Source organism: Trinickia caryophylli (assembly GCF_034424545.1).
Classification (GTDB): domain Bacteria; phylum Pseudomonadota; class Gammaproteobacteria; order Burkholderiales; family Burkholderiaceae; genus Trinickia; species Trinickia caryophylli.
This window is the reverse complement of sequence record NZ_CP139970.1, coordinates 1,462,093-1,485,873: the sequence shown is the minus strand read 5'-3', so window position 1 is coordinate 1,485,873 and position 23,781 is coordinate 1,462,093. Positions and strand designations below refer to the sequence as shown.

The following is a 23,781-nucleotide window of genomic DNA, read 5'->3' as shown; positions in this document are numbered from 1 at the left end:
TTCTAAAGACTTTCCTTACGCGCTCCCCGGCACGCCCGGTTTGGTCCCTGTCGTCTCTTTTGTCTCTTTGGTGCCTTTGGTGCCGGCGAGGCAAACCCAGCCGTCGAGTTCGCGCCATACGCCGAGCTCGATCCATGGCGCATAGGCCGCGGCGACTTCGTCCGCCTGCCTCGCGAGTACACCCGAGAGCGCGAGGCGCCCGCCGGCCTTCACTTTCGACGAGAGCATCGACGCCATCAGCTTCAGCGGGTTCGACAGTATGTTCGCGACGACGATATCGAATTCGTCGCTCGGGCAGGCATCGGGCAAGCCGTAGGTCACATCGACGCGATTGCGCGCGCTGTTCTCTCGCGCGGATTCGACGGCCTGCGGATCGATATCGATCCCGAAAACCGGCTGGGCACCGCATTTGCGGGCCAATATCGCGAGGATGCCCGAGCCGCAGCCGTAGTCGAGTACCGACTGCCCCGCCTGCACCGATTGCTCGAGCCATTCCATGCAAAGACGCGTGGTGGGATGGCTGCCGGTGCCGAACGCGAGGCCCGGATCGAGTTCCAGCACGAGCGCGCCCGGGTCGGGGGCATCGTGCCACGACGGCACGACCCAGATGCGCTCGCCGATCGCGATCGGCTCGAACTGCGATTGCGTGAGCCTCACCCAGTCCTGCTCCTCGACCTCCCGCAGCGAGAAAGCGGGTACGACGGGCAAGCCGAGCGTATTGGCCGCGGCGGCTGCCAGTACGGCCGGATCGTGTTCGGGCGCGATCAGCGCGATCACGCGTGAACGTTGCCACGCCGTGCGTTCCGGCGTGAGGCCCGGCTCGCCGAACAGGGGCTGCTCGTCGGGGGTGTCGGCATCGGCGTCTTCGACCGAAACCGAAAGCGCGCCCAATTCGATGAGCGCATCCGAAAGCGCTTCGGCGTGCCCGCGGTCGAGTTCGACGATCAGTTCCCTGTAGCTCATTGCGTTACGCTTCTTCCGGCGCCGCTTGCTGCTTTTCGGCAAGTCGGTGCTCGAGGTAATGAATACTCGTGCCGCCTTCGACAAAGTTGCGATCGAGCATGAGCTCGCGGTGCAGCGGCACGTTCGTCTGGATTCCTTCCACTACCATTTCCGAGAGCGCGATGCGCATGCGGCGGATTGCCTGCTCGCGCGTCGCACCGTAGGCGATCAGCTTGCCGATCATCGAATCGTAGTTCGGCGGAACGAAATAGCCATTGTACGCGTGCGAATCGACGCGGATGCCGGGGCCGCCCGGCATGTGCCAGGAGGTGATGCGCCCCGGCGACGGCGTGAACTTGAATGGGTCCTCGGCGTTGATCCGGCACTCGATTGCATGCCCGCGAAAAACGACGTCACGCTGACGTACGCTGAGCTTTTCGCCGGCGGCGATGCGGATCTGCTCCTGGACGATGTCGACGCCCGTGATGAGTTCTGTCACCGGGTGCTCCACCTGCACGCGCGTGTTCATCTCGATGAAGTAGAACTCGCCGTTCTCGAACAGGAACTCGAAAGTGCCCGCGCCGAGGTAACCCATTTTCTTGCAGGCGTCGGCGCATCGGTCGCCGATGCGATCGATGAGGCGGCGTGGGATGTTCGGCGCCGGCGCCTCTTCGATCACCTTCTGATGGCGACGCTGCATCGAGCAGTCGCGCTCGCCGAGCCACACGGCGTTCTTGAACGAATCTGCTAGCACCTGGATTTCGATGTGGCGCGGATTCTCCAGGAACTTTTCCATGTACACCTGCGGGTTGCCGAATGCGCGGCCCGCTTCTTCACGCGTCATGTTGACGGCGTTCACGAGTGCCGCCTCGGTGTGGACCACCCGCATGCCGCGTCCGCCGCCGCCGCCGGCCGCCTTGATGATGACGGGGTAGCCGATCGACCGCGCGATCTTGATGACTTCCTTCGGGTCTTCCGGCAAGGCCCCCTCGGAGCCGGGTACGCAGGGTACGCCGGTTTTGATCATGGTTTGCTTCGCCGTGACCTTGTCGCCCATCAGGCGAATCGTCTCGGGGCGCGGGCCGATGAACGTAAAGCCCGACTGTTCGACGCGTTCGGCGAAATCGGCGTTCTCCGAGAGAAAGCCGTAGCCGGGGTGGATTGCTTCGGCATCGGTCACCTCGGCCGCGCTGATGAGCGCAACCATGTTGAGGTAGCTTTGCGGCGAGGGGGCGGCGCCAATGCAGACGGCTTCGTCGGCAAGTTTGACGTACTTCGCTTCCTTGTCCGCTTCGGAATAAACGACGACGGTCTTGATGCCCAACTCGCGGCACGCGCGCTGAATGCGCAGGGCGATTTCGCCGCGGTTGGCAATGAGGATCTTTTCAAACATGGCGATGATTCGACTCTTCAGTGGGTTGCCGTGCGCAACCCACGCGAGAAAGGGGCCGGGGGCGGTCGAGGCGCACGGGGAGGCAGCCCGGACGTTGCGCGCAGTCGCGCTGCGCGCCGGCGCGTCAGCCGATGACGAAAAGCGGCTGACCGTACTCGACGGCCTGACCGTTCTCGACGAGGATTTCCTTGATGACGCCGGCCTTGTCGCTTTCGATTTCGTTGAGCAGCTTCATTGCTTCGATGATGCAAAGCGTCTGGCCTTCCTTGACGGCGTCGCCGACCTGCGCGAACGGCTCGGCGCCCGGCGACGGTGCGCGATAGAACGTGCCGACCATCGGCGAGGTGACGACATGGCCCTGCGGAGCGGCGGCAGCGGCCGGTGCGGCGGCGGTCGCGACGTCAGCGGGCGCGGCGGCAACGGGGGGCGCGGCGCTCAGCTGCGGTGCATACGAGGTGGAGGGCTGGACGTAAACCGGCGGCGCATTCTTGACGATGCGGACTTTGCCTTCGCCTTCGGTGACTTCCAGCTCGGAGATGCCCGATTCGGAGACGAGGTCGATCAAAGTTTTCAGCTTACGTAGATCCATAGGGAATCCCCTTCTTGTTGCGTGAGGCACCGGTTTCGCATGCCACCGGCGCCGAATTGGTTTTCTTGAATCAGCCGCGCGGCTCGGAAGCGAGCCTTTCGAGTGCGAAGTCGAGCGCGTAGAGATAGCCTTTCCAACCGAAGCCGCAGATGACGCCTTCGGCTACATCGGAAAAGTAGGAGTGGTGCCGGAACGGCTCCCGGCGATGCACGTTCGACAGATGAATTTCGACGAACGGCAGGTCGACCCCCTTCAGTGCATCGCGGATCGCAACGCTCGTATGGGTGTAGGCCGCCGGGTTGATGATCACGAATTCGACGTTCTCGGCCCGCGCCGCATGAATGCGGTCGACGAGCGCGCCTTCGTGGTTGCTCTGGAACGTGGCGAGTTCGACGCCGGCCTGCTGCGCGCGCTCGACGAGTGCCTTGTCGATCTGCTCGAGCGTGACGCTGCCGTACACCCCCGGCTCGCGCGTGCCGAGCAGATTCAGGTTGGGGCCGTGCAGTACCAGCAGTCGTGTCATGGTCGCTTGTCTTTCCGCAGAATTGCGCGCACTTTAGCGCCGATTAAAGAAAGTTGTCCAGCAGTGCGTGAAAAACTGCCGCGCCGGCGCGGCCGTGCGTACCGGGTTTGGAGGAGGATTTTTCCTAACTTCCTCTAACTTGCTCCCTAATGACTCGTAACGGCCGGTAAGGTATCCGCAATTCGTCTGCTTACACTAAATTGCATCAAGGGTGCGCTCAAGCTCCTTCGGCACCACTTCCCCTAGTTTTGTCGACCGTACGGCGCCGTTCGCGTCAATTACGACCGTAAACGGTAACGCGCCGACGGTGTTGCCGAAACTTCGGGCGAGATCCGCCCCGCCGAATCCGCTGACGAAAATCGGATAGTCCACGGGCGTTTTTTGCAGGAAGGCCTGCACGTTTTTCTCCGAATCGACACCGATGCCGATGAACCGCACGCCCTTGCCCGCATATCGGTGCGCGAGGCCCGCGAGAGTCGGCATCTCGCGCACGCAGGGTGCGCACCAGGACGCCCAGAAGTTGACCACGAGCACCTGGCCGCGATAAGTGGCGAGCTGATACGGCTTGCCGTCGGTGCCGGTGAGCGGTGTATTCATCAACTGGCCGACTGCACCGGGCTGGGCCGCGCCAAGTTCAGGCGCGCCCGCGCGCGACGGGGCTCCCGCCGGCGCTTCGCCGCGGTTCGCCTGCCAGTGCGTAAGCCCGATGCCGGCCACGGCGAGAACGGCAACGGTGAGTCCGGCGGCAAGAAGTCTCGTTCTGCTCATGGGCATCGGTCAGTCGTTGGGGGTGGGCGGCGCATCGCAGCCTTCGCAGCCTTCGGCGAGCAGCGCTTCGACCGCCTCCGTGCCAGCCCGCTGAGTGCGGCCCCGGGCGTCGGCCCGTACGGCGCCACGCAGGTCGTCGGCGTCGTAAAGGGCGATGTGCATGCCGATCGGCGCGTCGTCCCGGCTCTCACGGGCGAGGAAGCTCAGCGTCTCGACCGTGCCGCGCCCCGCGAAGTGCCGCGTCTCGGACACTTCATATTGCACGTTCGCGTTCAACAGATGGATCGCGACTTCTTTCGGGTTGTCGCAAAATACCTGCAGGTAAATGTCGGAATGCTCGCCCGCCGTGCCGTTGAGTACCGCACCCGTCAAGTAAGGATTGAAGGCCGCGAGCCGCTTCATCCAGTCGAGCGCGATTTCGCGCAGGCGGCGCAGCACGACCGGCTGGCTCTCTGCCTGGAAAAGCGATTGGTATTCGCGGATCTCCTCCTCGATTTCGTCGTTGTCGGGCAGCCATTCGCCTGCCACGCGTGCCTGCCCGACGACCTGGCGCGCCGCCTTGCGCTTCGCGCTCGAGTAGTCGAGCCCTTCCTCCGCGATCAGCCGCGCCGCGGCCATCGCGATTTCCTCCCGCACCCGCTGCGGGTCGACATGAGATCTGCGAGTCATGCGGCAATCATACTCGATCGTCGCGCGGGCCCCCGCGAGCGGCCGTGCGGCTAAATGCGTCGGGTACGTCGGGTACAATAACCGCCTTTTAGAGATGGCGCCCCCGGGCGTGGACGGGCCGGCGGTTTCGCCCGTACCCACCGCGCGCGCCGCGGCCGCACGGCACGGTATTCATATGCACATCCATATCCTCGGCATCTGCGGCACGTTCATGGGCGGTCTTGCGGTGCTCGCGCGCGCGGCGGGGCACACGGTAACGGGCTGCGACGCGGGCGTCTATCCGCCGATGAGCACCCAGCTTCAGGCGCAGGGCATTTCGCTCGTGGAAGGGTACGGCGCCGAACAGCTCGAACTGAAACCCGACCTTTTCGTCGTCGGCAATGTGGTGACGCGCGGCAATCCGCTCATGGAGGCCATCCTCGATAGCGGGCTGCCCTATGTCTCGGGGCCGCAGTGGCTCGGCGAGCACGTACTGGCCGGGAAATGGGTGCTTGCCGTGGCCGGCACTCACGGCAAGACGACGACGAGTTCGATGCTGGCCTGGCTGCTCGAAGACGCGGGCCTGAACCCGGGCTTCCTGATCGGCGGCGTGCCGCTCAATTTCGGCGTGTCGGCGAGGCTCACCGATTCGAGCTTTTTCGTGATCGAGGCCGACGAGTACGACACGGCGTTTTTCGACAAGCGTTCGAAGTTCGTGCACTACCGTCCGCGCACGGCGATTCTGAACAACCTCGAGTACGACCACGCCGATATCTTTGCCGATCTCGCCGCTATCGAGACGCAGTTCCATCATCTCGTGCGCACAGTGCCGCGCGTGGGCCGGCTCGTGGTGAACGGGCGGGAGCCGGCGCTCGAGCGCGTCCTCGCGCGCGGTGTCTGGAGCGAGGTCGAGCGGTTCGGCGTCGAGGGCGGGTGGCGCGCGTTGCCCGCTTCCGACGGCGAAACCGCGGACGAGCGCTTTGCCGTCTACTGGCAGGGCGAGCGCGCGGGCGTGGTCGACTGGCAGGTGCAGGGCGAGCACAACCGCCTGAATGCGCTGGCCGCCATCGCGGCGGCGCGCCACGTCGGCGTGCCGCCCGCACAGGGGGCACGCTCGCTCGCCGCGTTTCGCAATGTGAAGCGACGCATGGAGGTGCGCGGCAGCGTGGATGGCGTCACGGTGTATGACGACTTCGCGCATCATCCCACCGCGATCGAGACGACGATCGCAGGTTTGCGCACGCGCATCGGAGGGCAGGCGCGCATTCTTGCGGTGCTCGAGCCGCGTTCGAACACGATGAAGCTCGGCGTCATGAAGGCGCAACTGCCGGGCAGCCTCGCCGATGCGGACCTCGTATTCGGCTATGGCGCGCCGAGCGGGCGCGATGCGCTTGGCTGGGATCTCGGTGAAGCGCTGGCGCCGCTCGGTTCGAAGGCGCGCGCATTCGACGATCTCGGCGCGCTCGTCGCGGCCGTCGCGGCCGCTGCGCGTCCCGGCGACCACGTGCTCGTCATGAGCAACGGCGGGTTCGGCGGTGTACACCAGAAGCTGCTCGATGCGCTCGGGGTGCGCCCGGCCGCGCACGAGCGGGGCGCCGCGTGATTCTTTATCTGCACGGTTTCCGATCGTCGCCGAATTCGTTCAAGGCGCGCGTGCTGGCCGCCCGGCTCGCCGAACTCGGCTGCGCAGATCTGTGGCGCTGCCCGGCGCTGCCGGTGTCGCCGCTCGAGGCGATTGCGCTCGCGGAGCAGGCGGTGCAAGGCGCCGCCGACGTCACGGTGATCGGCAGCTCGCTCGGCGGCTACTACGCGACCTGCCTGGCCGAGCGGCACGGCTGGCGCGCCGTGCTGCTCAATCCGGCCGTTCTGCCGCAGCGCGATCTCTCGGCTTATCTGGGCGAGCAACCGCTCTGGCACGGCGGGGGCAGCATCGTCGTCACGCCCCGGCATCTCGAAGAGCTGAGAATGCTCGGCGTGGAGTCGGTCACGCGGCCGCAACGCTATTATCTGATCGCCGCGACGGGCGATGAAGTGCTGGACTACCGTGAAATGCTCGAGCACTACCCGGGCGCGGCAACGACGTTGATCGAAGGCGGTGACCATGCGATCAGCGATTTCGCCGAACACGTCGACGAAGTACTGGCCTTTTGCGGCGTTGATGCAGTCAAGCCGCGCGGGCGCGCGTAAAGCGCGAATTCCGGATACGAATGAACACCGGCAGCAGGCGCGCCGATTGCGCGAGATACCGGCATGCTGCCGCAACAGGTTGAGCGAGAACAGCGAGTGAACGTTTTTTTTGAGGAATCGGGCGGCCTGAAGGTGGGCAGCGTGCTGTCGCGCCAGGGCGAGGCGCTGCAAGTGGAACTGCCGGGCGGCCGGCGCGCGAAGGTGCGGGCGAAGGATGTGCTGATCGAGTTCGCTGCGCCGTCGGCGGCCGAGTTGCTCGAGCAAGCCGATCAGGCAGCGGAGCAGATCGATCTCGATTTTCTGTGGGAATGCGCGCCGGCGGACGAATTTCCGTTCGCCGCGCTCGCCGGCGAATACTTCGGCGCATCGGCGGGGCCGGTCGAGCGGGCCGCGCTGATCCTGCGCATGCAAGGCGCGCCCGTCTACTTCAGGCGCAAGGGGCGCGGCATGTATCAGCGCGCGCCCGAAGAGCAACTGAAAATGGCGCTCGCCGCGCTCGAACGCAAGCGCCAGCAGGCGCTCGTGCAGGCGGGATACGAAGAGGAGCTCAAGGCGGGGCGCCTGCCCGACGCGTTCAAGGGCAAAGCGATCGCGCTGCTGACGAAGCCCGACAAGAACGCTATCGAATACAAGGCGCTCGAAGCCGCCGCCGCGGCGCGCGGTATCTCCGCCGCCCGCCTCATGCTCGAATGCGGAGGAATTGCCTCGGCGCGCGCGCTGCACGAGGCCCGCTTCCTGTCGGAGTATTTCCCGCACGGTACGGGCTTTCCGAGCGTGACGCCGCACCCGGTGCCCGACGATCTGCCGACCGCTCACGCCGAGGCTTTCTCGATCGACGACATCACGACGACCGAAATCGACGACGCGTTTTCGGTCGAACTGCTGGCTGACTCGCGTGTTCGCATCGGTGTGCACATCGCGGCGCCGGCGCTCGGCATCGAGCGCGGCGACGCGATCGATGCGATCGCGCGCGGGCGGCTGTCGACCGTGTACATGCCGGGCGACAAGATCACGATGCTGCCCGACGAGGTCGTCGATGCCTTCACGCTGAAGGAGGGCGGCCTGCGTCCGGCGCTTTCGCTCTACGTCATCGTCAATCGCGACACGCAGGAAATCGTCGCGACCGAAACGCGCGCCGAACTCGTCTTCGTCAAGAGCAACCTGCGGCACAACACGCTCGACGAGTGGGTGACGGAGGAGGCGCTCGCGCAAGGCAGCGGCGAATATCCGCACAAGGACGAGATTGCCGTGCTGTGGCCGTTCGCGCAGGCGCTGTTCGAAAAACGCCAGACGGCGCGCGCGGGCTACGGGCTGCGGCGCGAGGTGCCGGGCAACACCGACTACAACTTCTACGTGGACGGCGAGCACGTCACGATCACGCCGCGCCGGCGAGGCTCGCCGCTCGATCTGATCGTCGCCGAGCTCGCGATTCTTGCCAACTCCACCTGGGGAGCGCTGCTGCACGACCATGGCGTGCCGGGCATCTACCGGACGCAGCGCACCTTCGCGGCCGCGGGCCCGAAGCGCACGCGGATGCAGACGACGGCCGCACCGCACGAAGGGCTCGGTGTGGCCCAATACGCGTGGAGCACCTCGCCGCTGCGGCGCTACGTCGACCTCGTGAACCAGTGGCAATTGCTCGCATGCGTGCAGCACGGCGTGGCGGCGAAGCTCGTCGCGCCGTTCAAGCCGAAGGATGCGGATCTCTACGCCGTCGTTCAGGGCTTCGACGATACCTACGCGGCTTACGCCGATCACCAGCGGCGCATGGAGTATTTCTGGTGCCTGCGCTGGATCACGCAGGAAAACCGCAAAGAGGTGGTCGCCGCCGTCATCAAGGGCGATCTCGTCCGCCTCGAGGACGTGCCGCTGCTGCTGCACGTGCTCGGGCTGGGCGTTCACGCCCGCGGCACGCGGGTGCTGCTCGAAGTGCTCGCGATCGACGAATTGACGATCGAGGCGTCGGTGCGCCCGGTGCGCGTGTTCGATGCCCCGGGGCTCGCGGGCGCGCTTGCGGGCGAGGGCGGCGAGGAGGACGAGGACGACGCGCTCGTCGACGCCGGCGATGCCTCGGCCGAAAGCGAAGAGGAGGCGCGGGCCGAGGCGGGCTCGGAAGGGGGCGAAGGGGACGAAGGGGGCGAAGGGGGCGAAGGGGGCGAAGGGGACGGCGGCTCCGACGCGCAAGAGGCCGCGGACGCCGACGGCGCGGCGCCACAAGACGGTTCGTCCGAGGCTTCCCGGGCGTCCGACGCGGCGAGCCGCGCCGCCCATTCGCATCAATGACGGGCGGCGCCATGGATCAGCTCGGTACCATCGTGCCGCCGGCTCCGGGGCGCGAGCTTTATGCCGTCATCGGCAACCCCGTCGCGCACAGCAAGTCGCCGTTCATCCACGCGAGGTTCGCCGAGCAGACCGGCGAGCCGGTCGAATATCGGCACCTGCTCGGGCCGCTCGGACGTTTCGAGGAGACGGTGCGCGCGTTCATCGCCGCCGGCGGGCGCGGACTCAACGTCACGGTGCCGTTCAAACTCGAGGCGCATGCGTTGGCCGACAAGCATTCGGCGCGAGCGGCCGCCGCGGGCGCCGTCAATACGCTGCGTTTCGACGGCGATTCGATCTACGGCGAGAACACCGATGGTGTGGGGCTCGTGCGCGACATCGAATCGAACCTCGGTGTGCCGCTCGCCGGGGCGCGCATTCTCGTGCTCGGCGCGGGCGGCGCGGCGCGCGGCGTCGTCTTGCCGATGCTCGAGCGCAGCCCGGCAGCGCTCGCCATCGTCAACCGCACGGCATCGAAGGCGGACGAACTCGTCGCGCAGTTCGCCGGCGCCGCGCAGCGGGCCGGCTGTGCGCTGACGGGGGGCGGGCCGAACGTCGTCGAGCCGCGCGCGTACGACATCGTCGTCAATGCCACCGCGGGCAGCCTCGATGCGGCACTGCCGGAATGCGATTCGCGCGCGTTCGGCGCACACACCCTGGCCTATGACATGATGTACGGGGCGGAGCCGACCGTGTTCATGCGGCATGCCGAATCGCTCGGCGCGCGCGCGGCCGACGGGCTTGGCATGCTGGTCGAACAGGCGGCCGAATCGTTCTTCGTCTGGCGTGCGGTACGTCCGGCCAGCGCGCCGGTGCTGGCCGAGTTGCGCCGTATCCTGACCCGATCATGACGAAAAGGGGCGGGCGCGGTGGGCACGGCGCGGCCCGCTGGTTCCTCTATGCAGTCTCGGTCGGCGTGGTCGCATGGATCGCCACGCAGGCGTATTACCTCGCGCAGATTGCGGTTTGGACCGTGGTCGATCCGGGCTCGACCGCATTCATGCGCTCCGATGCCTGGCGGCTCGCGCAGGATCGGCCCGATCTCTCGATCCAGCACGAATGGGTGCCGTACGACCGGATCTCGCGCAACCTGAAGCGCGCGATCATCGCGTCCGAAGATGCCAACTTCGTCAACAACAACGGCTACGAAACCGACGCCATCCTCCAGGCCTGGGAGCGCAACAAGGCACGTGGCAAGATCGTCGCCGGCGGCTCGACGATCACGCAGCAACTCGCGCGCAATCTCTTCCTGTCGCGCCAGAAAAGTTACCTGCGCAAGGGGCAGGAACTCATCATCACGTGGATGATCGAGATGGCGATGGACAAGCAGCGCATTTTCGAGATCTATCTGAACTCGGTCGAATGGGGCAACGGCGTGTATGGCGCGCAGGCCGCTGCCCGCTATTACTACCGCACATCGGCCAGTCAGCTTTCGGCCTGGCAGGCGGCGCGGCTCGCCGTCATGCTGCCGCGGCCCAAGTATTTCGACGAGCATCGCTCGTCCGGCTACCTCGCGCAACGCGCCAGCGTCATCGCGCGTCGCATGGGCGCGGCGGAAGTGCCGCGCTGAGACCTCGCATGAGGGGTCACACGAGGCGTCACATACAGCATCACATAAGGCGCCACATAAAGCAGCGCGAGCGTGTGCCGCCCACAGCCCCGCTTGCCGCTTGTTTCGACTGCCCCGCGGCTCAGTTGTCTTCCCAGTAGCCGAGCCCGGCATCCGCGCGCGACACGAAGCGGAAGAACGTCGGCGGCGCGCCCCCTTCCCCCGCGAACTCGGCCAGCACTCCGAACTTGCCCGAATCGGGATACTCGGCGATTTCGGGCGTCACCATCGTGCTGACCGCCAGATACTTCAGCTCCGATTCGCCCGTATTGACGATCTGATGTGCGGTTTCGGGCCCGCCCGGCGGGCACGCGACGATATCGCCCGCGCGGATCGGGTGGGTCTCGCTGCCGATGCGCACCTCGCCGGTGCCCTCCAGCACGAAGAACATTTCTTCGTTCACACGGTGATTGTGGAATGGGAACGCGCGGCGGCCAGGGGGCACGGCCGTGACGTTGCAGCCGAGCTTTCGGGCGCCGATGGCGCGGCCGATCATGCCCATGCGCACGCCGCCATAGCGCTCGTTCATCGACTCGGGGGGCGCGTAGGCCGCGGGGCGGGGCGAAAGCTCGATATCGGCGATGTTTACGACAGGTTTCATCATTGGCTCCGGCAACACCTCGAACGGGGAATTCGGGAAAGTGGAGGACATGCGCTCGGGCGGACGCCCGCCGCGCCGCCGACCGGGCAGGACGACGATCCATCCTTGCAGGCGGAAACGCGCCATCCCGATTTTTTCTGATGCGAGGCTCGAATGGTCGAGCCCCCGGGCAAGATACACGACCGCTTCTCGCCATGCGCCGAGGTGCCCCCGCTGCCGGCACCGCCGCCCGCTCTGGGCATATTTTGTCTCAATATATGGACATGCCACTCATATGTTGAACGCTTCAAAATCAGCGCCTACAATCCGAGCGAAACGATAGACGGCGTTGCAGTAGCCGCCACCATCTGTGCGAAGCCAACGAGCCTCGCATACAAAGGAGACGCTCATGGCTGCCCCCGATCCAGCTTCCGACAGTACTCAGTCACCCGACGCGGCGCTCGATGCGACGCTCGCCGCCGCGTTGTCGAACGCCGCAAGCGCCGACGACATCAACGTCTCGGGCACGCCGCTCGACCTTGCCTCGCAGGTGGCCGGCACCCAGACGCTGCTGCGCGGATTGGCGATTCTCGAGGCGGCCGCATCCGGCGCCCACGACATGCGGGCATTCGCCGCCGTGCTCGGCACGCCGCGCAGCACGACGCACCGGCTCGTGAGCAGTCTCGTCCAGGCGCGCTACCTGCGGCAGACGTCGGCGGGCTATCTGCTCGGCCCGAAGCTGATCGAACTCGGCACCATCGCGCTCGAACAGATGCCGCTCACGGCCGTGGCGCGCGCGCACCTGGAGCGCCTTGCCGAAGCCACGCACGATACCGTTCACCTTGGTGTGCGCGATGGCGACGATGTTCTTTATATCGACAAGATCTCGAGCCAGCGCGGCCTCGAAATGCGCTCGCGTGTCGGCCACCGGATGGCCATGGTGCGCACCGGCATCGGCAAGGCATTGATGCTCGACATGAAGCCTGAAGAGTGGGAAGCGTTCTTCGACGCGTCGTGGCGCGCCGCCGAGGGTACGGCAGCGTTCGAAAAGCGGCCGGACAAGGCAGTCTTTCTCCATCGCATGGTGCGCTATGCCGCTGGCGGATTCTCGTTCGACCTCGAAGAGAACGAACTGACGATTCGCTGCGTGGCCGCACCGGTGCGCGACGCGTCCGGCGCGATCGTCGCGGCGATCTCGGTCGCGAGCACGATTCCCTACATGCCGCTCGAGCGCATGGACGAACTCGTTCCGCTCGTGCAGCGCGAGGCGCGCGGTATTTCCGAGGAACTCGGCTGGCGTGGATCCCAGAGCGCACGGCGGATCAAACGATGAGCGAAGCACTGCAGTTTGCCGAGCCCGTGCTGATCGGGCTCGACTGGGGCACGACGTCGTTGCGCGCTTATCTCTTCGATGCCACCGGCAAGGTGATCGCCACGCGGGCGTCGGCGGCCGGCATCATGAATCTGCCTCGGCCCGGCGGATTCGATGCCGCGTTCGAGGCGGCTTGCGGAGAGTGGCTCGACCGCACTCCGGAGTTGCCCGCGATCGCCGCGGGCATGGTCGGCAGCGCGCAAGGCTGGTGCGAGGCGCCGTACGTGGATACGCCCGCCACGGCCGACGAGCTCGTTGCCGGCATCGTCCGGGTGAAGACGGCGCGCGGCGTCGAGCTGAACATCGTGCCCGGCGTGATCGAACGCGGCGATCTGCCCAACGTGATGCGCGGCGAGGAAACGCAGATCGTCGGCGCGCTGGCCGGTGACGGCGCGCTCGGCGGGGCCGCGGTGCTCGTCGGACTGCCCGGCACGCACGCCAAATGGGCCGTGGTGCGGGGCGAGCGCATCGAGGCGTTCCATACGTTCATGACGGGCGAGCTCTTTGCGGCGCTGCGCGATCACACGATTCTCGGGCGCACCATGACTCAGCCCGCCGCGCCCGACAAGGCGGCGTTTCTGCGTGGGGTGACCGTCGCTCAGAACGCCGACCACGCGGGGCTGCTCGCAACGATTTTCAGCACGCGCACGCTCGGACTCACGGCGCAGTTGCAGGCGGACGAGCAGCCGGACTATTTGTCCGGCCTGCTCATCGGCCACGAGTTGTGCGGATTGAAGGCCGTGCTGGCGGCCCGTGGCGCATCGCTCGAGCACGAGACGCTCAAGCTGATCGGCGAGCCGTCGCTTTGCGAGCGGTATCGGCTCGCGTTGACGGAGTTCGGCTGTGCGGGCGCGAGCATCGTGGAGGCGGCTGCCGAGCGCGGCTTATGGCGCATCGCCAATGCGGCCGGGCTCGTTGCCGCGCCCGCGGCGATGCGCGATGCCGGGCCGGGCGCCTGATCGCGGCACCGACGCAAACGACACATCAATGGATTTCGCTGCCATGGCTACGAACGATTTGTTGACCGATCTCGATCTCCCCGCGCCGTACCGGCCGCATGCGCGCTTCGCCGCCGCTTTCTCGGCTTGCCCGCTGATCGCGATCCTGCGTGGCATCACGCCGCCCGAAGCCGCCGAGCATGGCCGGGCACTCTACGAGGCGGGCTTCCGCCTGCTCGAAGTACCGCTCAACTCGCCGCAGCCGTTCGAGAGCATCGCCGCGCTGCGCGCCGCGCTGCCCGCCGATGCCGTCGTCGGCGCCGGCACCGTCCTGCGCGCGGATCTCGTCGAAGCCGTGGCGGCCGCGGGTGGCGAACTGATCGTCATGCCGCACGCCGATGGTGCCGTCATTCGTGCCGCCAAGGCGAAAGGGCTCGCTTGCACACCTGGCGTCGCGACGCCGACCGAGGCGTTCGCCGCGCTTGCCGACGGTGCCGATGCGCTCAAGATGTTCCCGGCCGAGCAACTGGGCGCGCACGTGGTGAAGGCCTGGCGCGCCGTGGTCGCCAAGCGGATACCGATCGTGCCCGTGGGCGGCGTCGCACCCGACAACATGGGCCCGTTTCTCGCGGCCGGCGCGGACGGCTTCGGCCTTGGCTCGGCCCTTTACCGCCCAGGCCAGAGCGCCGCGGCGACGGCAAGCGCCGCGCGTGCCTTCGTCGACGGCCTGCGCGCGGCGCGCGAGGAAGCGCGGTAATGAGCCGGCTCGCGGGCAAGGTGACGCTCGTGACGGGCGCGGGCCGGGGGATCGGTGCCGCGATCGCGCAGGCCTTCGCGCGCGAGGGGGCTGCCGTGGCGCTGGCGGAGCTCGATGTCGAGACGGCGCAGGCCACCTGCCGTGCGATCGAGGCGGCCACGCCCGGTGCTCGTGTGGCCGCGGTGCGCACCGATGTGACCGATGCGGCCTCGGTGCGCGAGGCGGTTGCGAGCACCGAGCGCAGCTTTGGCCCGCTCGACGTGCTCGTGAACAACGCTGGCATCAACGTGTTTTGCGATCCGTTGACGATGACCGACGCCGATTGGCGGCGCTGCTTCGCGGTCGATCTCGACGGCGTATGGAATGGCTGCCGCGCCGTTTTGCCGGGCATGGTCGAGCGCGGCCGCGGCAGCATCGTCAACATCGCGTCGACGCACGCGTTCAAGATCATTCCGGGCTGTTTTCCCTACCCGGTGGCCAAGCATGGCGTGCTCGGCCTCACGCGTGCGCTCGGCATCGAATACGCGGGCAAGCAGATCCGCGTCAACGCGATCGCGCCCGGCTACATCGAGACGCAGCTCACACGGGACTGGTGGGGCGCGCAGCCCGACGCCGAAGCGGCGCGGCGCGCGACGCTGGAGCTGCAGCCGATGAAGCGCATCGGGCAGCCGGACGAGGTGGCGATGACGGCGGTGTTCCTCGCATCGGACGAGGCACCGTTCATCAACGCGAGCTGTATCACGATAGACGGAGGCCGCTCGGCGCTTTATCACGATTGATGCCGCGGAGAACGCAGCCGTGATGGCATGACGCAGCGGCAGGAAGACTACGCAGCAGCACAGAAGAACGAAGAAGCCGGCTCGGCAGGCGCGCCGGCTTCCAGGCCTAAAAAGGCCGTCACTCGGATGACGCACCGGCCGCGTGAGCCATCCGATGCCAACAATGCGGCCCACACCTTCATTAGACAGGAGACAAGCAAATGAAGCGCAGACTGTTCCTCACGCTGGCAGCCGTCGCCACAGGCTCGATGCTCGCCGGTGCACCGATGGCTCAAGCGGCCGACCCGGTGAAGATCGGCTTTCTCGTCAAGCAGCCCGAGGAACCGTGGTTCCAGGACGAATGGAAATTTGCGGAGATGGCTGCGAAGGCCAAGGGTTTCACGCTCGTGAAGATCGGCGCGCCGTCCGGGGAGAAGGTCATGAGCGCGATCGACAACCTCGCCGCGCAAAAGGCGCAGGGTTTCATCATCTGCACGCCTGACGTCAAGCTCGGGCCCGGCATCGTCGCGAAGGCAAAGGCGCACAACCTGAAGATGATGACGGTGGACGACCGTCTCGTCGACGGCTCGGGCAAGCCCATCGACTCCGTGCCGCACATGGGTATTTCGGCTTACAACATCGGCCAGCAAGTCGGCAAGGGCATTACCGACGAGATCAAGAAGCGCGGCTGGGACATGAAGGAAGTGGGTGCGATCGCGATCACGTACGAGCAACTGCCCACCGCGCACGATCGCGTGCAAGGCGCGACCGACGTGCTTCTGAAGGCGGGCTTCCCGAAGGCGAACATCATTTCGGCGCCGCAGGCGAAGACCGACACGGAAAACGCGTTCAACGCGGCCAACATCGCGCTCACGAAGAACCCGCAGTTCAAGCACTGGGTGGCGTACGGCCTGAACGACGAGGCCGTGCTCGGCGCCGTGCGCGCAGCCGAAGGTCGCGGCTTCAAGGCCGACAACATGATCGGCATCGGCATCGGCGGTTCGGACTCGGCGCTGAGCGAGTTCAAGAAGCCGAACCCGACGGGTTTCTACGGCACGGTCATCATCAGCCCGAAGCGTCATGGCGAGGAAACGTCGGAGCTGATGTACACGTGGATCACCACCGGCAAGGAGCCGCCCAAGCTCACGCTGACGCAGGGCATGCTTGCCACGCGTGAGAACGTCGGCCAGGTCCGCGAGCAGATGGGCCTCGCCGCCAAGTAAGCATGGCGGTGCTCGCCGGCCAAGGGCGGGGTGCGGTCGCGCGTGCGGTCGCTCCGGCTCCGACCTCGGCCGGCGAGACGATTCATTCAGTGCAAGGTGAAGCGATATGTCAGCAACGCTGCGTTTTGACAACATCGGCAAGGTCTTTCCGGGCGTGCGTGCGCTCGACGGCGTCTCCTTCGAGGTGAACGCGGGCGAGGTGCACGGCCTCATGGGCGAGAACGGCGCCGGCAAGTCGACGCTTTTGAAAGTGCTCGGCGGCGAGTATCAACCCGATTCCGGGCGCCTCATGATCGACGGCAACGAGGTACGTTTTTCGAGCGCCGCGGCGTCGATTGCGGCCGGCGTCGCCGTGATCCATCAGGAACTGCAATACGTGCCCGACCTCACGGTCACGGAAAACCTGCTGCTCGGCCGCCTGCCGAACGCGCTCGGTTTCGTCGACAAGCGCGGCGCCCAGCGCTTCGTGCGCGAGCGGCTCGCCGCGATGGGCGTCGATCTGGACCCGAACGCACGGCTGGGCCGGCTCTCGATCGCGCAGCGTCAGATGGTCGAGATCTGCAAGGCGCTTTTGCGCAATGCGCGCGTCATCGCGCTCGACGAGCCGACGAGCTCGCTCTCGCACCGCGAGACCGAGGTGCTTTTCAAGCTCGTGCGCGACCTGAAGGCCGAAGGCCGGGCGCTCATCTATATTTCGCACCGCATGGACGAGATCTATGCGCTTTGCGATTCGTGCACGATTTTCCGGGACGGCCGCAAGGTCGCGTCGCACAGCGCGATGAGCGAGGTCAAGCGCGAGACGCTCGTCGCCGAGATGGTGGGCCGCGAGATCACGGACATCTACGACTATCGGCCGCGCGCGCTCGGCGACGTTCGGCTCACCGTGACCGACGTCGAGGGCCATGGACTCTCGGCACCCGCGAGCTTCAACGTGCGGGCCGGTGAAATCGTCGGCTTTTTCGGTCTCGTCGGCGCGGGCCGAAGCGAGCTGATGCGGCTCGTCTACGGTGCCGAAAAGCGGCGCGGCGGGCGCATCGAACTCGACGGCCGGCCGGTCGACGTCAAAAGCCCTCAGCATGCGATTCGCAACGGCATCGTGCTGTGCCCTGAAGACCGCAAGGAAGAAGGCATCGTCGCGATGGCCTCGGTGGCCGAAAACATCAATATCAGCTGCCGCCGCCACGATCTGCGCGCCGGGCTTTTTCTCGACCGCGCGAAAGAAGCGGAGACGGCGGAGCGCTTCATCAAGCTCCTCAAGATCAAGACGCCCAACCGGCGTCAGAAGATCCGGCTGCTCTCGGGCGGCAATCAGCAAAAGGCGATTCTTTCGCGCTGGCTCGCGGAACCCGATCTGAAGGTCGTGATCCTCGACGAGCCGACGCGCGGCATCGACGTCGGCGCCAAGCACGAGATCTACAACGTGATCTACGAGCTGGCGGAACGCGGCTGCGCGGTGGTCATGGTGTCTTCCGAATTGCCGGAAGTACTGGGCGTGTCCGATCGCATCGTCGCGATGCGCGAAGGCCGCGTCTCGGGCGAACTGCTCCGCGCGGAAGCGACCGAGGCCGCGCTCTTGAACCTCGCGCTGCCGCAGGGCGCGGGAGCGCCGTCGGAGGACGCCGCGCAAGCGGCATGAACAGGGGAAGCGCCCGCGTGCGGGCGAGCCGGCCGGCACCACGCCGCTTCCGGCACGGCAGAACGTGAAACCCGTTGCGAACGGGCGAAGGAGTGACGAAATGCAAGCAAGAGAAAACCTCGCGAGCTCGGCAGCCAAGCATGCGGCCGAAGCTCTGATTCCGCAGCCGAACGATCGGCAGAAGTGGTGGCAGCAGATCACCGAGTACAGCCTCATTCTCATCTTCGCCGTGATGTTCATCACGACGTCGCTGACGGTCGATCACTTCTTCTCGATCGACAACATGCTGGGCCTCGCACTGTCGATCTCGCAGATCGGCATGGTCGCGTGCACGATGATGTTCTGTCTGGCCTCGCGCGACTTCGATCTCTCGATCGGCTCGACCGTCGCGTTTGCCGGTGTGCTTTGCGCGATGGTGCTCAATGCCACCGACAACACGTTCCTCGCGATTCTTGCCGCGGTGGCGGCCGGTGCCGTGATCGGCTTCGTCAATGGTGCCGTCATCGCCTATCTGCGCATCAACGCACTGATCACGACGCTTGCCACGATGGAGATCGTGCGCGGCCTCGGCTTCATCGTCTCGCATGGTCAGGCGGTGGGCGTGTCGTCGGATACGTTCATTGCCCTCGGCGGCTTCACGCTCGCGGGCGTGTCGCTGCCCATCTGGGTCACGCTCGTTTGTTTCATCGTCTTCGGCGTGTTGCTCAATCAGACGGTGTATGGCCGCAACACGCTCGCGATCGGCGGCAACCCCGAAGCCTCGCGTCTCGCCGGCATCAACGTCGAACGTACGCGCGTCATCATCTTCCTCGTGCAAGGCGCCGTGACGGCGCTCGCCGGTGTGATTCTCGCGTCGCGCATCACGTCGGGCCAGCCGAATGCCGCGCAGGGCTTCGAGCTCAACGTGATCTCGGCGTGCGTGCTCGGCGGCGTCTCGCTGCTGGGCGGCCGGGCGACGATTTCCGGCGTCGTGATCGGCGTGCTCATCATGGGTACGGTCGAGAACGTCATGAACCTGCTCAATATCGATGCGTTCTATCAATATCTCGTGCGCGGTGCCATTCTGCTCGCAGCCGTGCTGCTCGACCAGTTGAAGAACCGCGGCTCGCGCGACTGACGCGGCCTTCGATACCGACGGAGATCAATCAAGATGGCGCTTCCCGATCACCCGGAAGAGGGACCCTTCGCGCGCTACCCGAGCCTTGTCGACCGCACGGTCTTCATTACCGGGGGCGCGACGGGCATAGGCGCCGCGTTCGTCGCCCACTTCGCCGCGCAAGGCGCGCGCGTGGCGTTTTGCGACATCGACGCGAGCGCGGGAGAATCTCTGGCCGATGCGCTCGGCGACGCGCGCGCCAAGCCGCTTTTTCTTGCCTGCGACATCACCGACGTCGATGCGTTGCGAAGCGCGATCGCCGATGCGCGAAGCGCCTTCGGCCCGATCGCCGTGCTCGTCAACAACGCGGCGAACGACAAGCGTCACGCGATTGCCGAGGTCACGCCCGAATCGTTCGATGCGGGCATCGCCGTCAATCTTCGCCACCAGTTTTTCGCGGCGCAGGCTGTCGTCGATGACATGAAACTCGCTGGCGGCGGTTCGATCATCAATCTGGGTTCGATCAGTTGGATGCTCAAAAACGGCGGCTACCCCGTGTACGTGACGGCCAAGGCGGCGATTGCCGGCTTGACGCGCGGGCTCGCGCGCGATTTGGGCCCGTTCGGCATTCGCGTGAACACGCTCGTGCCGGGCTGGGTGATGACCGAGAAGCAGCGGCAGCTGTGGCTCGACGAAGCGGGCCTGCGCGCACTGAAGGCCGGCCAGTGTCTCGACGGCGAACTGTTGCCCGAAGACCTTGCCCGCATGGCGCTTTTTCTCGCGGCCGATGACAGCCGCATGATCACGGCGCAGGACTTCATCGTCGACGGAGGCTGGGCATGACGGATGACGCGCATCGGCCTGCGGCTCGCGCCGCTCTTGCCATCGACACGAAATGCGCGCTCGGAGAGGGCGTGCTCTGGTGCGCGCGCTCGAGCCGGCTTTACTGGACCGACATCGAGGGCGCCCGACTCTGGCGTCATGATCCGGCCACGGGCGAGCGCCAGTCATGGCGCATGCCCGAGCGGCTTGCCACGTTCGCGTTGACCGCGGATCCGCACGTGCTGCTCATCGGCCTCGCAAGCCGGCTCGCGTTCTTCGATCTGGTCACGCGCGATGTGTCGACGATCGCCGCGATCGAGCCCGGGCTCGACACGCGCCTGAACGATGGGCGCTGCGATCGCGAGGGACGCTTTGTGTTCGGCACGAAGGACGAGGCTGCCAGCCCGCAGCCGATCGGCGGGTTCTACCGGCTCAACCACGATTTGTCTGTGGAAAGGCTGCCCTTGCCGGCGCCCGCGATTTCGAACAGCGTGGCGTTCAGCCCCGACGGGCGGACGATGTATTTCTGCGATTCGCCCACGCGCGAGATTCACGCCTGCGAGTATGGCGCCGATGGGCGCACGGGCGAGCAACGGCTTTTCGCGCGGCTCGACGGCGCGCTCGGGGAGCCCGATGGCTCGGCCGTCGACGCGCAGGGCGGGCTCTGGAACGCGCACTGGGGCGCCGGCTGCGTCGTGCGCTATGACGCCGGCGGTCGCGAGACGGAGCGCATCGCGGTACCGGCGCGGCAACCGAGCTGTGTCGCATTCGGCGGGCCGCGCCTTGGCACCGTGTTCGTGACGACGGCGCGTGTTGGCCTCGATGCGGCCACGCTCGCCGCCGAGCGCGGCACGGGCGGCGTGTTCGCGGCCACGAGCGCGCGCCGCGGCTTGCCCGAGCCGGTGTTTCTGGGCGTAAGCGCCTGATACGTAAAAGCGGAGGGGCGGTACTCGGCTGAGGAACCGACTCCCCGCATCGACAGACAAAGGCGGCAAGCGTGATCGATCGTCTTTAGCCGTCCGACCGGTAGCCTCTCGAGGAGCAGACCATGACCGCAGCGAACTCCGACGCCCCTGCCGCACGGGCCACCACGCCCTCGGCGGCGCGCCGCGCCAAGCTGGCCGCACTGACTCAACCGGTGCGCCCCGGCCCGAGCACCGCCGTGCTGGCGCGTGGCCTCGGCGGCGCACCGCAAAGCGCGACGCTGTCGTTGTCGAACTCGAAGCTGAGGCTCGACATCGCTCCCTCGCTCGGCGGCGCCGTCACCCGCTTCGACTGGCGCGGCAACGGCGATGTCACCACGCCGATTTTCCGGCGAGCCGTGTCGATCGAGGGCGATACCGATCCGAACGCACTCGCCTGCTATCCGCTCGTGCCGTACTCCAACCGGATCGGCGGCGCGTCGTTCAGGTTCGGCGGGCGACACGTCTCGGTGCCGCGCAATCGCGATGCCGAGCCGCTGCCCATCCACGGCGACGGCTGGCTGCAGCCATGGGAACTCGTCGAAAGCGGGCCGGCGAACGCGACCCTCGCGCTCGATCGCAGTCGCGGCAAGCCGTACGCTTATCGTGCGACGCTCGCTTATGAGCTCGACGGCGCGACGCTCGTCGTCACGCTGTCCGCCGAAAACGCCGGCCGGGAGGCGCTGCCGTTCGGCCTCGGCCTGCATCCATTCCTGCCGCGCCATGGCGAGACACATCTGTCGGCGGCGGCGGGTGGACTCTGGCTGTCGGGAGACGACTGGCTGCCGGTGAGACACGTGCCCGTGCCGCCGGCCTGGCAGTTCGGCGTGGCCTACCCGCTGCCGGGTGCGCTCGTGAATCATGCGTTCACGGGCTGGAGCGGCCATGCGGCCGTCGTTTGGCCGGAGAAGCGGCTCTCGCTCACGATCGCGGCGAATGCCGACTACTACGTGCTCTACACGCCACCGGGCGAGGACTTCTTCTGCTTCGAGCCTGTCGATCATCCGATCAACGCCGTGAATCTGCCGGGCGGCGCCGACGCGCACGGCATGACGGTGCTGGCGCCGGGGGAGGGGCTCACACGCGAATTTCGCTTCACGGTTTCGCGCGTCGGCGTGTGAGTGTCCGGGCGCCGTAGTTTTTTCGGCAACGCGTCCGCGCGGGGCCGCGAGCGGACGGCGCGGCCGGGCGGCCGGGTAGAATAGGCGCCTCTTTCGATTACCGGCTTGCTCGAGCGTCAGTCATGTCTTCCACTTCCTCTTTCGTCCGCACACTCAACGAAGCCTGGCGGCGCACCGATTCTCTGCTGTGCGTGGGGCTCGATCCCGAGCCGTCGCGCTTTCCGGCCGCGTTCGAGGGCCGCAGCGATGCGATCTTCGCTTTTTGCAGCGCGATCGTCGATGCGACGGCGCCTTTCGCGAGCGCGTTCAAGCCGCAGATCGCCTATTTCGCCGCGCACCGCGCGGAAGATCAGCTCGAGGCGCTGATTGCGCACATCCACGAGAAACACCCGGGGCTGCCCGTGATTCTCGACGCGAAGCGGGGCGATATCGGCAGTACGGCCGAGCAGTATGCGCGCGAAGCGTTCGAGCGCTATCGCGCCGACGCGGTAACCGTCAATCCGTACATGGGTTTCGATTCGATCGAGCCGTATCTCGCGCACGAGGGCAAGGGCGTGATCGTGCTGTGCCGCACGTCGAACGCGGGCGGCTCGGACCTGCAGTTCCTCGATACGGGCGGCCGGCCGCTCTATCAGGTCGTCGCGGAGCTGGCCGCACGGAAGTGGAACGCGAGCGGTGAACTCGCGCTCGTCGTCGGCGCGACGTTTCCGAAGGAAATCGAGGTGGTGCGCGGCATCGTCGGCGACATGCCGCTCCTGATACCGGGCATCGGCGCGCAGGGCGGGGATGTCGAGGCGACGGTGAAAGCCGGCCGCACGGCAAACGGCACGGGCATGATGATCAACTCGTCGCGCGCAATCCTCTACGCCGGCCTCGGCGAAGATTTCGCCGAGGCCGCCGCCCTTGCCGCCCGGCAAACGCGCGACAAGATCAATCTTTATCGCTGAATTGGCCGCTGAGCCGAGGATCGCGGCGGGCCGGACGGCGCCGCGATTCGAGCGCCCCAAGGGGGCTCAGCGCTCGTTTTCCTCGAGCAATGCAAGCAGGCCGCGCAGCGCATGCGCGGCCGCCTGCACGCGGATCTGCTCGCGGTCGCCCTTGAAGACGAGCGTTTCCACCGACGTATGGAGCCGGTTGCTCCAGGCGAACGACACCATCCCCACCGGCTTCGTTTCGGTTCCTCCGCCGGGTCCGGCCACGCCTGTGATCGCGAGCGAGACTTGCGCGCGGCTGTTGCGCAGCGCGCCTTCGGCCATTGCGCGCGCAACGGGCTCGCTCACGGCACCGTGCTTGTCGATGAGTTCGGCGGGAACGCCGATCATCTCGGTCTTGGCCTGATTCGAATAGGTGACGAAGCCGCGCTCGAACCAGCCGCTGCTGCCGGAGATGTCGGTGATCGCGGTGGCGACCATGCCGCCTGTGCACGACTCCGCGGTGGTGAGCATCAGACGGGTTTCGCGCAGCTTATTGCCTGCGCGCACGGCCAGTTGGTGAACGACTGAATCGGTGGGCATATGCGGTCATCCGGCAGGCGTGAG

General features: G+C 66.6%; 24 protein-coding genes. 16 read left to right on the top strand and 8 right to left on the bottom strand.

Features of this window, described 5'->3' with window-relative positions; genetic code table 11:
• Nucleotides 1–15 precede the first annotated feature (15 nt).
• From prmA to U0034_RS06715, 6 genes are all read right to left on the bottom strand, one after another.
• Nucleotides 16–963, bottom strand: a complete 948-nt coding sequence (prmA, locus tag U0034_RS06740; RefSeq protein WP_085223171.1) for a 50S ribosomal protein L11 methyltransferase — start codon at nucleotides 961–963, stop codon at nucleotides 16–18.
• A gap of 4 nt (nucleotides 964–967) precedes the next feature.
• Complete coding sequence (gene accC / locus U0034_RS06735) at nucleotides 968–2,335, bottom strand: acetyl-CoA carboxylase biotin carboxylase subunit (protein WP_085223174.1); 1,368 nt, start codon at nucleotides 2,333–2,335, stop codon at nucleotides 968–970.
• Nucleotides 2,336–2,459: 124 nt separating this feature from the next.
• Nucleotides 2,460–2,924, bottom strand: coding sequence for an acetyl-CoA carboxylase biotin carboxyl carrier protein (gene accB, locus U0034_RS06730; protein ID WP_085223177.1), 465 nt, complete (start codon nucleotides 2,922–2,924; stop codon nucleotides 2,460–2,462).
• A 70-nt stretch (nucleotides 2,925–2,994) separates the two neighbouring features.
• Nucleotides 2,995–3,447 carry a type II 3-dehydroquinate dehydratase gene (gene aroQ / locus U0034_RS06725; RefSeq protein ID WP_085223180.1) on the bottom strand — a complete coding sequence of 151 codons (453 nt, stop codon included), beginning with the start codon at nucleotides 3,445–3,447 and terminating at the stop codon, nucleotides 2,995–2,997.
• Nucleotides 3,448–3,642: 195 nt separating this feature from the next.
• Nucleotides 3,643–4,215, bottom strand: a complete 573-nt coding sequence (locus tag U0034_RS06720; RefSeq protein WP_085223183.1) for a TlpA family protein disulfide reductase — start codon at nucleotides 4,213–4,215, stop codon at nucleotides 3,643–3,645.
• A gap of 9 nt (nucleotides 4,216–4,224) precedes the next feature.
• Nucleotides 4,225–4,884, bottom strand: a complete 660-nt coding sequence (locus U0034_RS06715) for a UDP-N-acetylmuramate--alanine ligase (protein ID WP_085223186.1) — start codon at nucleotides 4,882–4,884, stop codon at nucleotides 4,225–4,227.
• Between the two features lie 94 nt (nucleotides 4,885–4,978).
• Here U0034_RS06715 and mpl point away from each other — a divergent pair, with 94 nt between their 5' ends.
• The 5 genes from mpl (at nucleotide 4,979) to mtgA (ending at nucleotide 10,939) form a co-directional block, all read left to right on the top strand.
• Nucleotides 4,979–6,466: a UDP-N-acetylmuramate:L-alanyl-gamma-D-glutamyl-meso-diaminopimelate ligase gene (gene mpl / locus U0034_RS06710; RefSeq protein ID WP_386091962.1), complete on the top strand. Its 1,488-nt coding sequence runs from the start codon at nucleotides 4,979–4,981 to the stop codon at nucleotides 6,464–6,466.
• Entirely contained in the window at nucleotides 6,463–7,050 is a 588-nt protein-coding gene (locus U0034_RS06705) for a YqiA/YcfP family alpha/beta fold hydrolase (RefSeq protein ID WP_085223189.1), read from the top strand. Before mpl ends, U0034_RS06705 begins: the two co-directional genes overlap by 4 nt.
• Before the next feature lie 96 nt (nucleotides 7,051–7,146).
• Nucleotides 7,147–9,333, top strand: a complete 2,187-nt coding sequence (locus U0034_RS06700; RefSeq protein ID WP_085224345.1) for a ribonuclease catalytic domain-containing protein — start codon at nucleotides 7,147–7,149, stop codon at nucleotides 9,331–9,333.
• 11 nt (nucleotides 9,334–9,344) lie between these two features.
• Nucleotides 9,345–10,220, top strand: a complete 876-nt coding sequence (aroE, locus tag U0034_RS06695; RefSeq protein WP_085224347.1) for a shikimate dehydrogenase — start codon at nucleotides 9,345–9,347, stop codon at nucleotides 10,218–10,220.
• Nucleotides 10,217–10,939, top strand: a complete 723-nt coding sequence (gene mtgA / locus U0034_RS06690) for a monofunctional biosynthetic peptidoglycan transglycosylase (RefSeq protein ID WP_085223192.1) — start codon at nucleotides 10,217–10,219, stop codon at nucleotides 10,937–10,939. The genes aroE and mtgA overlap by 4 nt, the downstream gene beginning before the upstream one ends.
• A 121-nt stretch (nucleotides 10,940–11,060) precedes the next feature.
• Here mtgA and U0034_RS06685 read toward each other — a convergent pair whose 3' ends face one another.
• A complete protein-coding gene (locus U0034_RS06685) occupies nucleotides 11,061–11,579 on the bottom strand; it encodes a cupin domain-containing protein (protein WP_085224349.1) in 519 nt (172 codons plus the stop codon).
• A 388-nt stretch (nucleotides 11,580–11,967) separates the two neighbouring features.
• On the opposite strand from U0034_RS06685, the gene U0034_RS06680 reads away from it, so the two are divergent.
• The 11 genes from U0034_RS06680 to pyrF all read left to right on the top strand — a co-directional run bounded on the left by U0034_RS06680 (nucleotide 11,968) and on the right by pyrF (nucleotide 23,190).
• On the top strand, nucleotides 11,968–12,891 hold the full coding sequence (locus U0034_RS06680; RefSeq protein ID WP_085223194.1) for an IclR family transcriptional regulator: 924 nt from the start codon (nucleotides 11,968–11,970) through the stop codon (nucleotides 12,889–12,891).
• Nucleotides 12,888–13,889, top strand: coding sequence for a 2-dehydro-3-deoxygalactonokinase (locus U0034_RS06675; RefSeq protein ID WP_085223197.1), 1,002 nt, complete (start codon nucleotides 12,888–12,890; stop codon nucleotides 13,887–13,889). Before U0034_RS06680 ends, U0034_RS06675 begins: the two co-directional genes overlap by 4 nt.
• A gap of 43 nt (nucleotides 13,890–13,932) precedes the next feature.
• Nucleotides 13,933–14,625, top strand: coding sequence for a 2-dehydro-3-deoxy-6-phosphogalactonate aldolase (locus U0034_RS06670; RefSeq protein WP_386091965.1), 693 nt, complete (start codon nucleotides 13,933–13,935; stop codon nucleotides 14,623–14,625).
• Complete coding sequence (locus U0034_RS06665; RefSeq protein WP_085223200.1) at nucleotides 14,625–15,404, top strand: SDR family oxidoreductase; 780 nt, start codon at nucleotides 14,625–14,627, stop codon at nucleotides 15,402–15,404. The genes U0034_RS06670 and U0034_RS06665 overlap by 1 nt, the downstream gene beginning before the upstream one ends.
• 200 nt (nucleotides 15,405–15,604) lie before the next feature.
• On the top strand, nucleotides 15,605–16,606 hold the full coding sequence (locus U0034_RS06660) for an arabinose ABC transporter substrate-binding protein (RefSeq protein ID WP_085223202.1): 1,002 nt from the start codon (nucleotides 15,605–15,607) through the stop codon (nucleotides 16,604–16,606).
• Between the two features lie 106 nt (nucleotides 16,607–16,712).
• A complete protein-coding gene (gene araG, locus U0034_RS06655; protein WP_085223205.1) occupies nucleotides 16,713–18,242 on the top strand; it encodes an L-arabinose ABC transporter ATP-binding protein AraG in 1,530 nt (509 codons plus the stop codon).
• A gap of 100 nt (nucleotides 18,243–18,342) precedes the next feature.
• A complete protein-coding gene (gene araH / locus U0034_RS06650; RefSeq protein WP_085223207.1) occupies nucleotides 18,343–19,359 on the top strand; it encodes an L-arabinose ABC transporter permease AraH in 1,017 nt (338 codons plus the stop codon).
• A 33-nt stretch (nucleotides 19,360–19,392) separates the two neighbouring features.
• Complete coding sequence (locus U0034_RS06645) at nucleotides 19,393–20,181, top strand: SDR family NAD(P)-dependent oxidoreductase (RefSeq protein WP_085223209.1); 789 nt, start codon at nucleotides 19,393–19,395, stop codon at nucleotides 20,179–20,181.
• On the top strand, nucleotides 20,178–21,086 hold the full coding sequence (locus tag U0034_RS06640) for an SMP-30/gluconolactonase/LRE family protein (RefSeq protein WP_085223211.1): 909 nt from the start codon (nucleotides 20,178–20,180) through the stop codon (nucleotides 21,084–21,086). Before U0034_RS06645 ends, U0034_RS06640 begins: the two co-directional genes overlap by 4 nt.
• Before the next feature lie 122 nt (nucleotides 21,087–21,208).
• On the top strand, nucleotides 21,209–22,243 hold the full coding sequence (locus U0034_RS06635; protein WP_085223213.1) for an aldose 1-epimerase: 1,035 nt from the start codon (nucleotides 21,209–21,211) through the stop codon (nucleotides 22,241–22,243).
• 122 nt (nucleotides 22,244–22,365) lie between these two features.
• Nucleotides 22,366–23,190 carry an orotidine-5'-phosphate decarboxylase gene (gene pyrF, locus U0034_RS06630; RefSeq protein ID WP_085223214.1) on the top strand — a complete coding sequence of 275 codons (825 nt, stop codon included), beginning with the start codon at nucleotides 22,366–22,368 and terminating at the stop codon, nucleotides 23,188–23,190.
• Between the two features lie 66 nt (nucleotides 23,191–23,256).
• On the opposite strand, the gene U0034_RS06625 is transcribed toward pyrF, so the two are convergent.
• A complete protein-coding gene (locus U0034_RS06625; protein WP_085223216.1) occupies nucleotides 23,257–23,757 on the bottom strand; it encodes a CinA family protein in 501 nt (166 codons plus the stop codon).
• Between the last annotated feature and the right edge of the window lie 24 nt (nucleotides 23,758–23,781).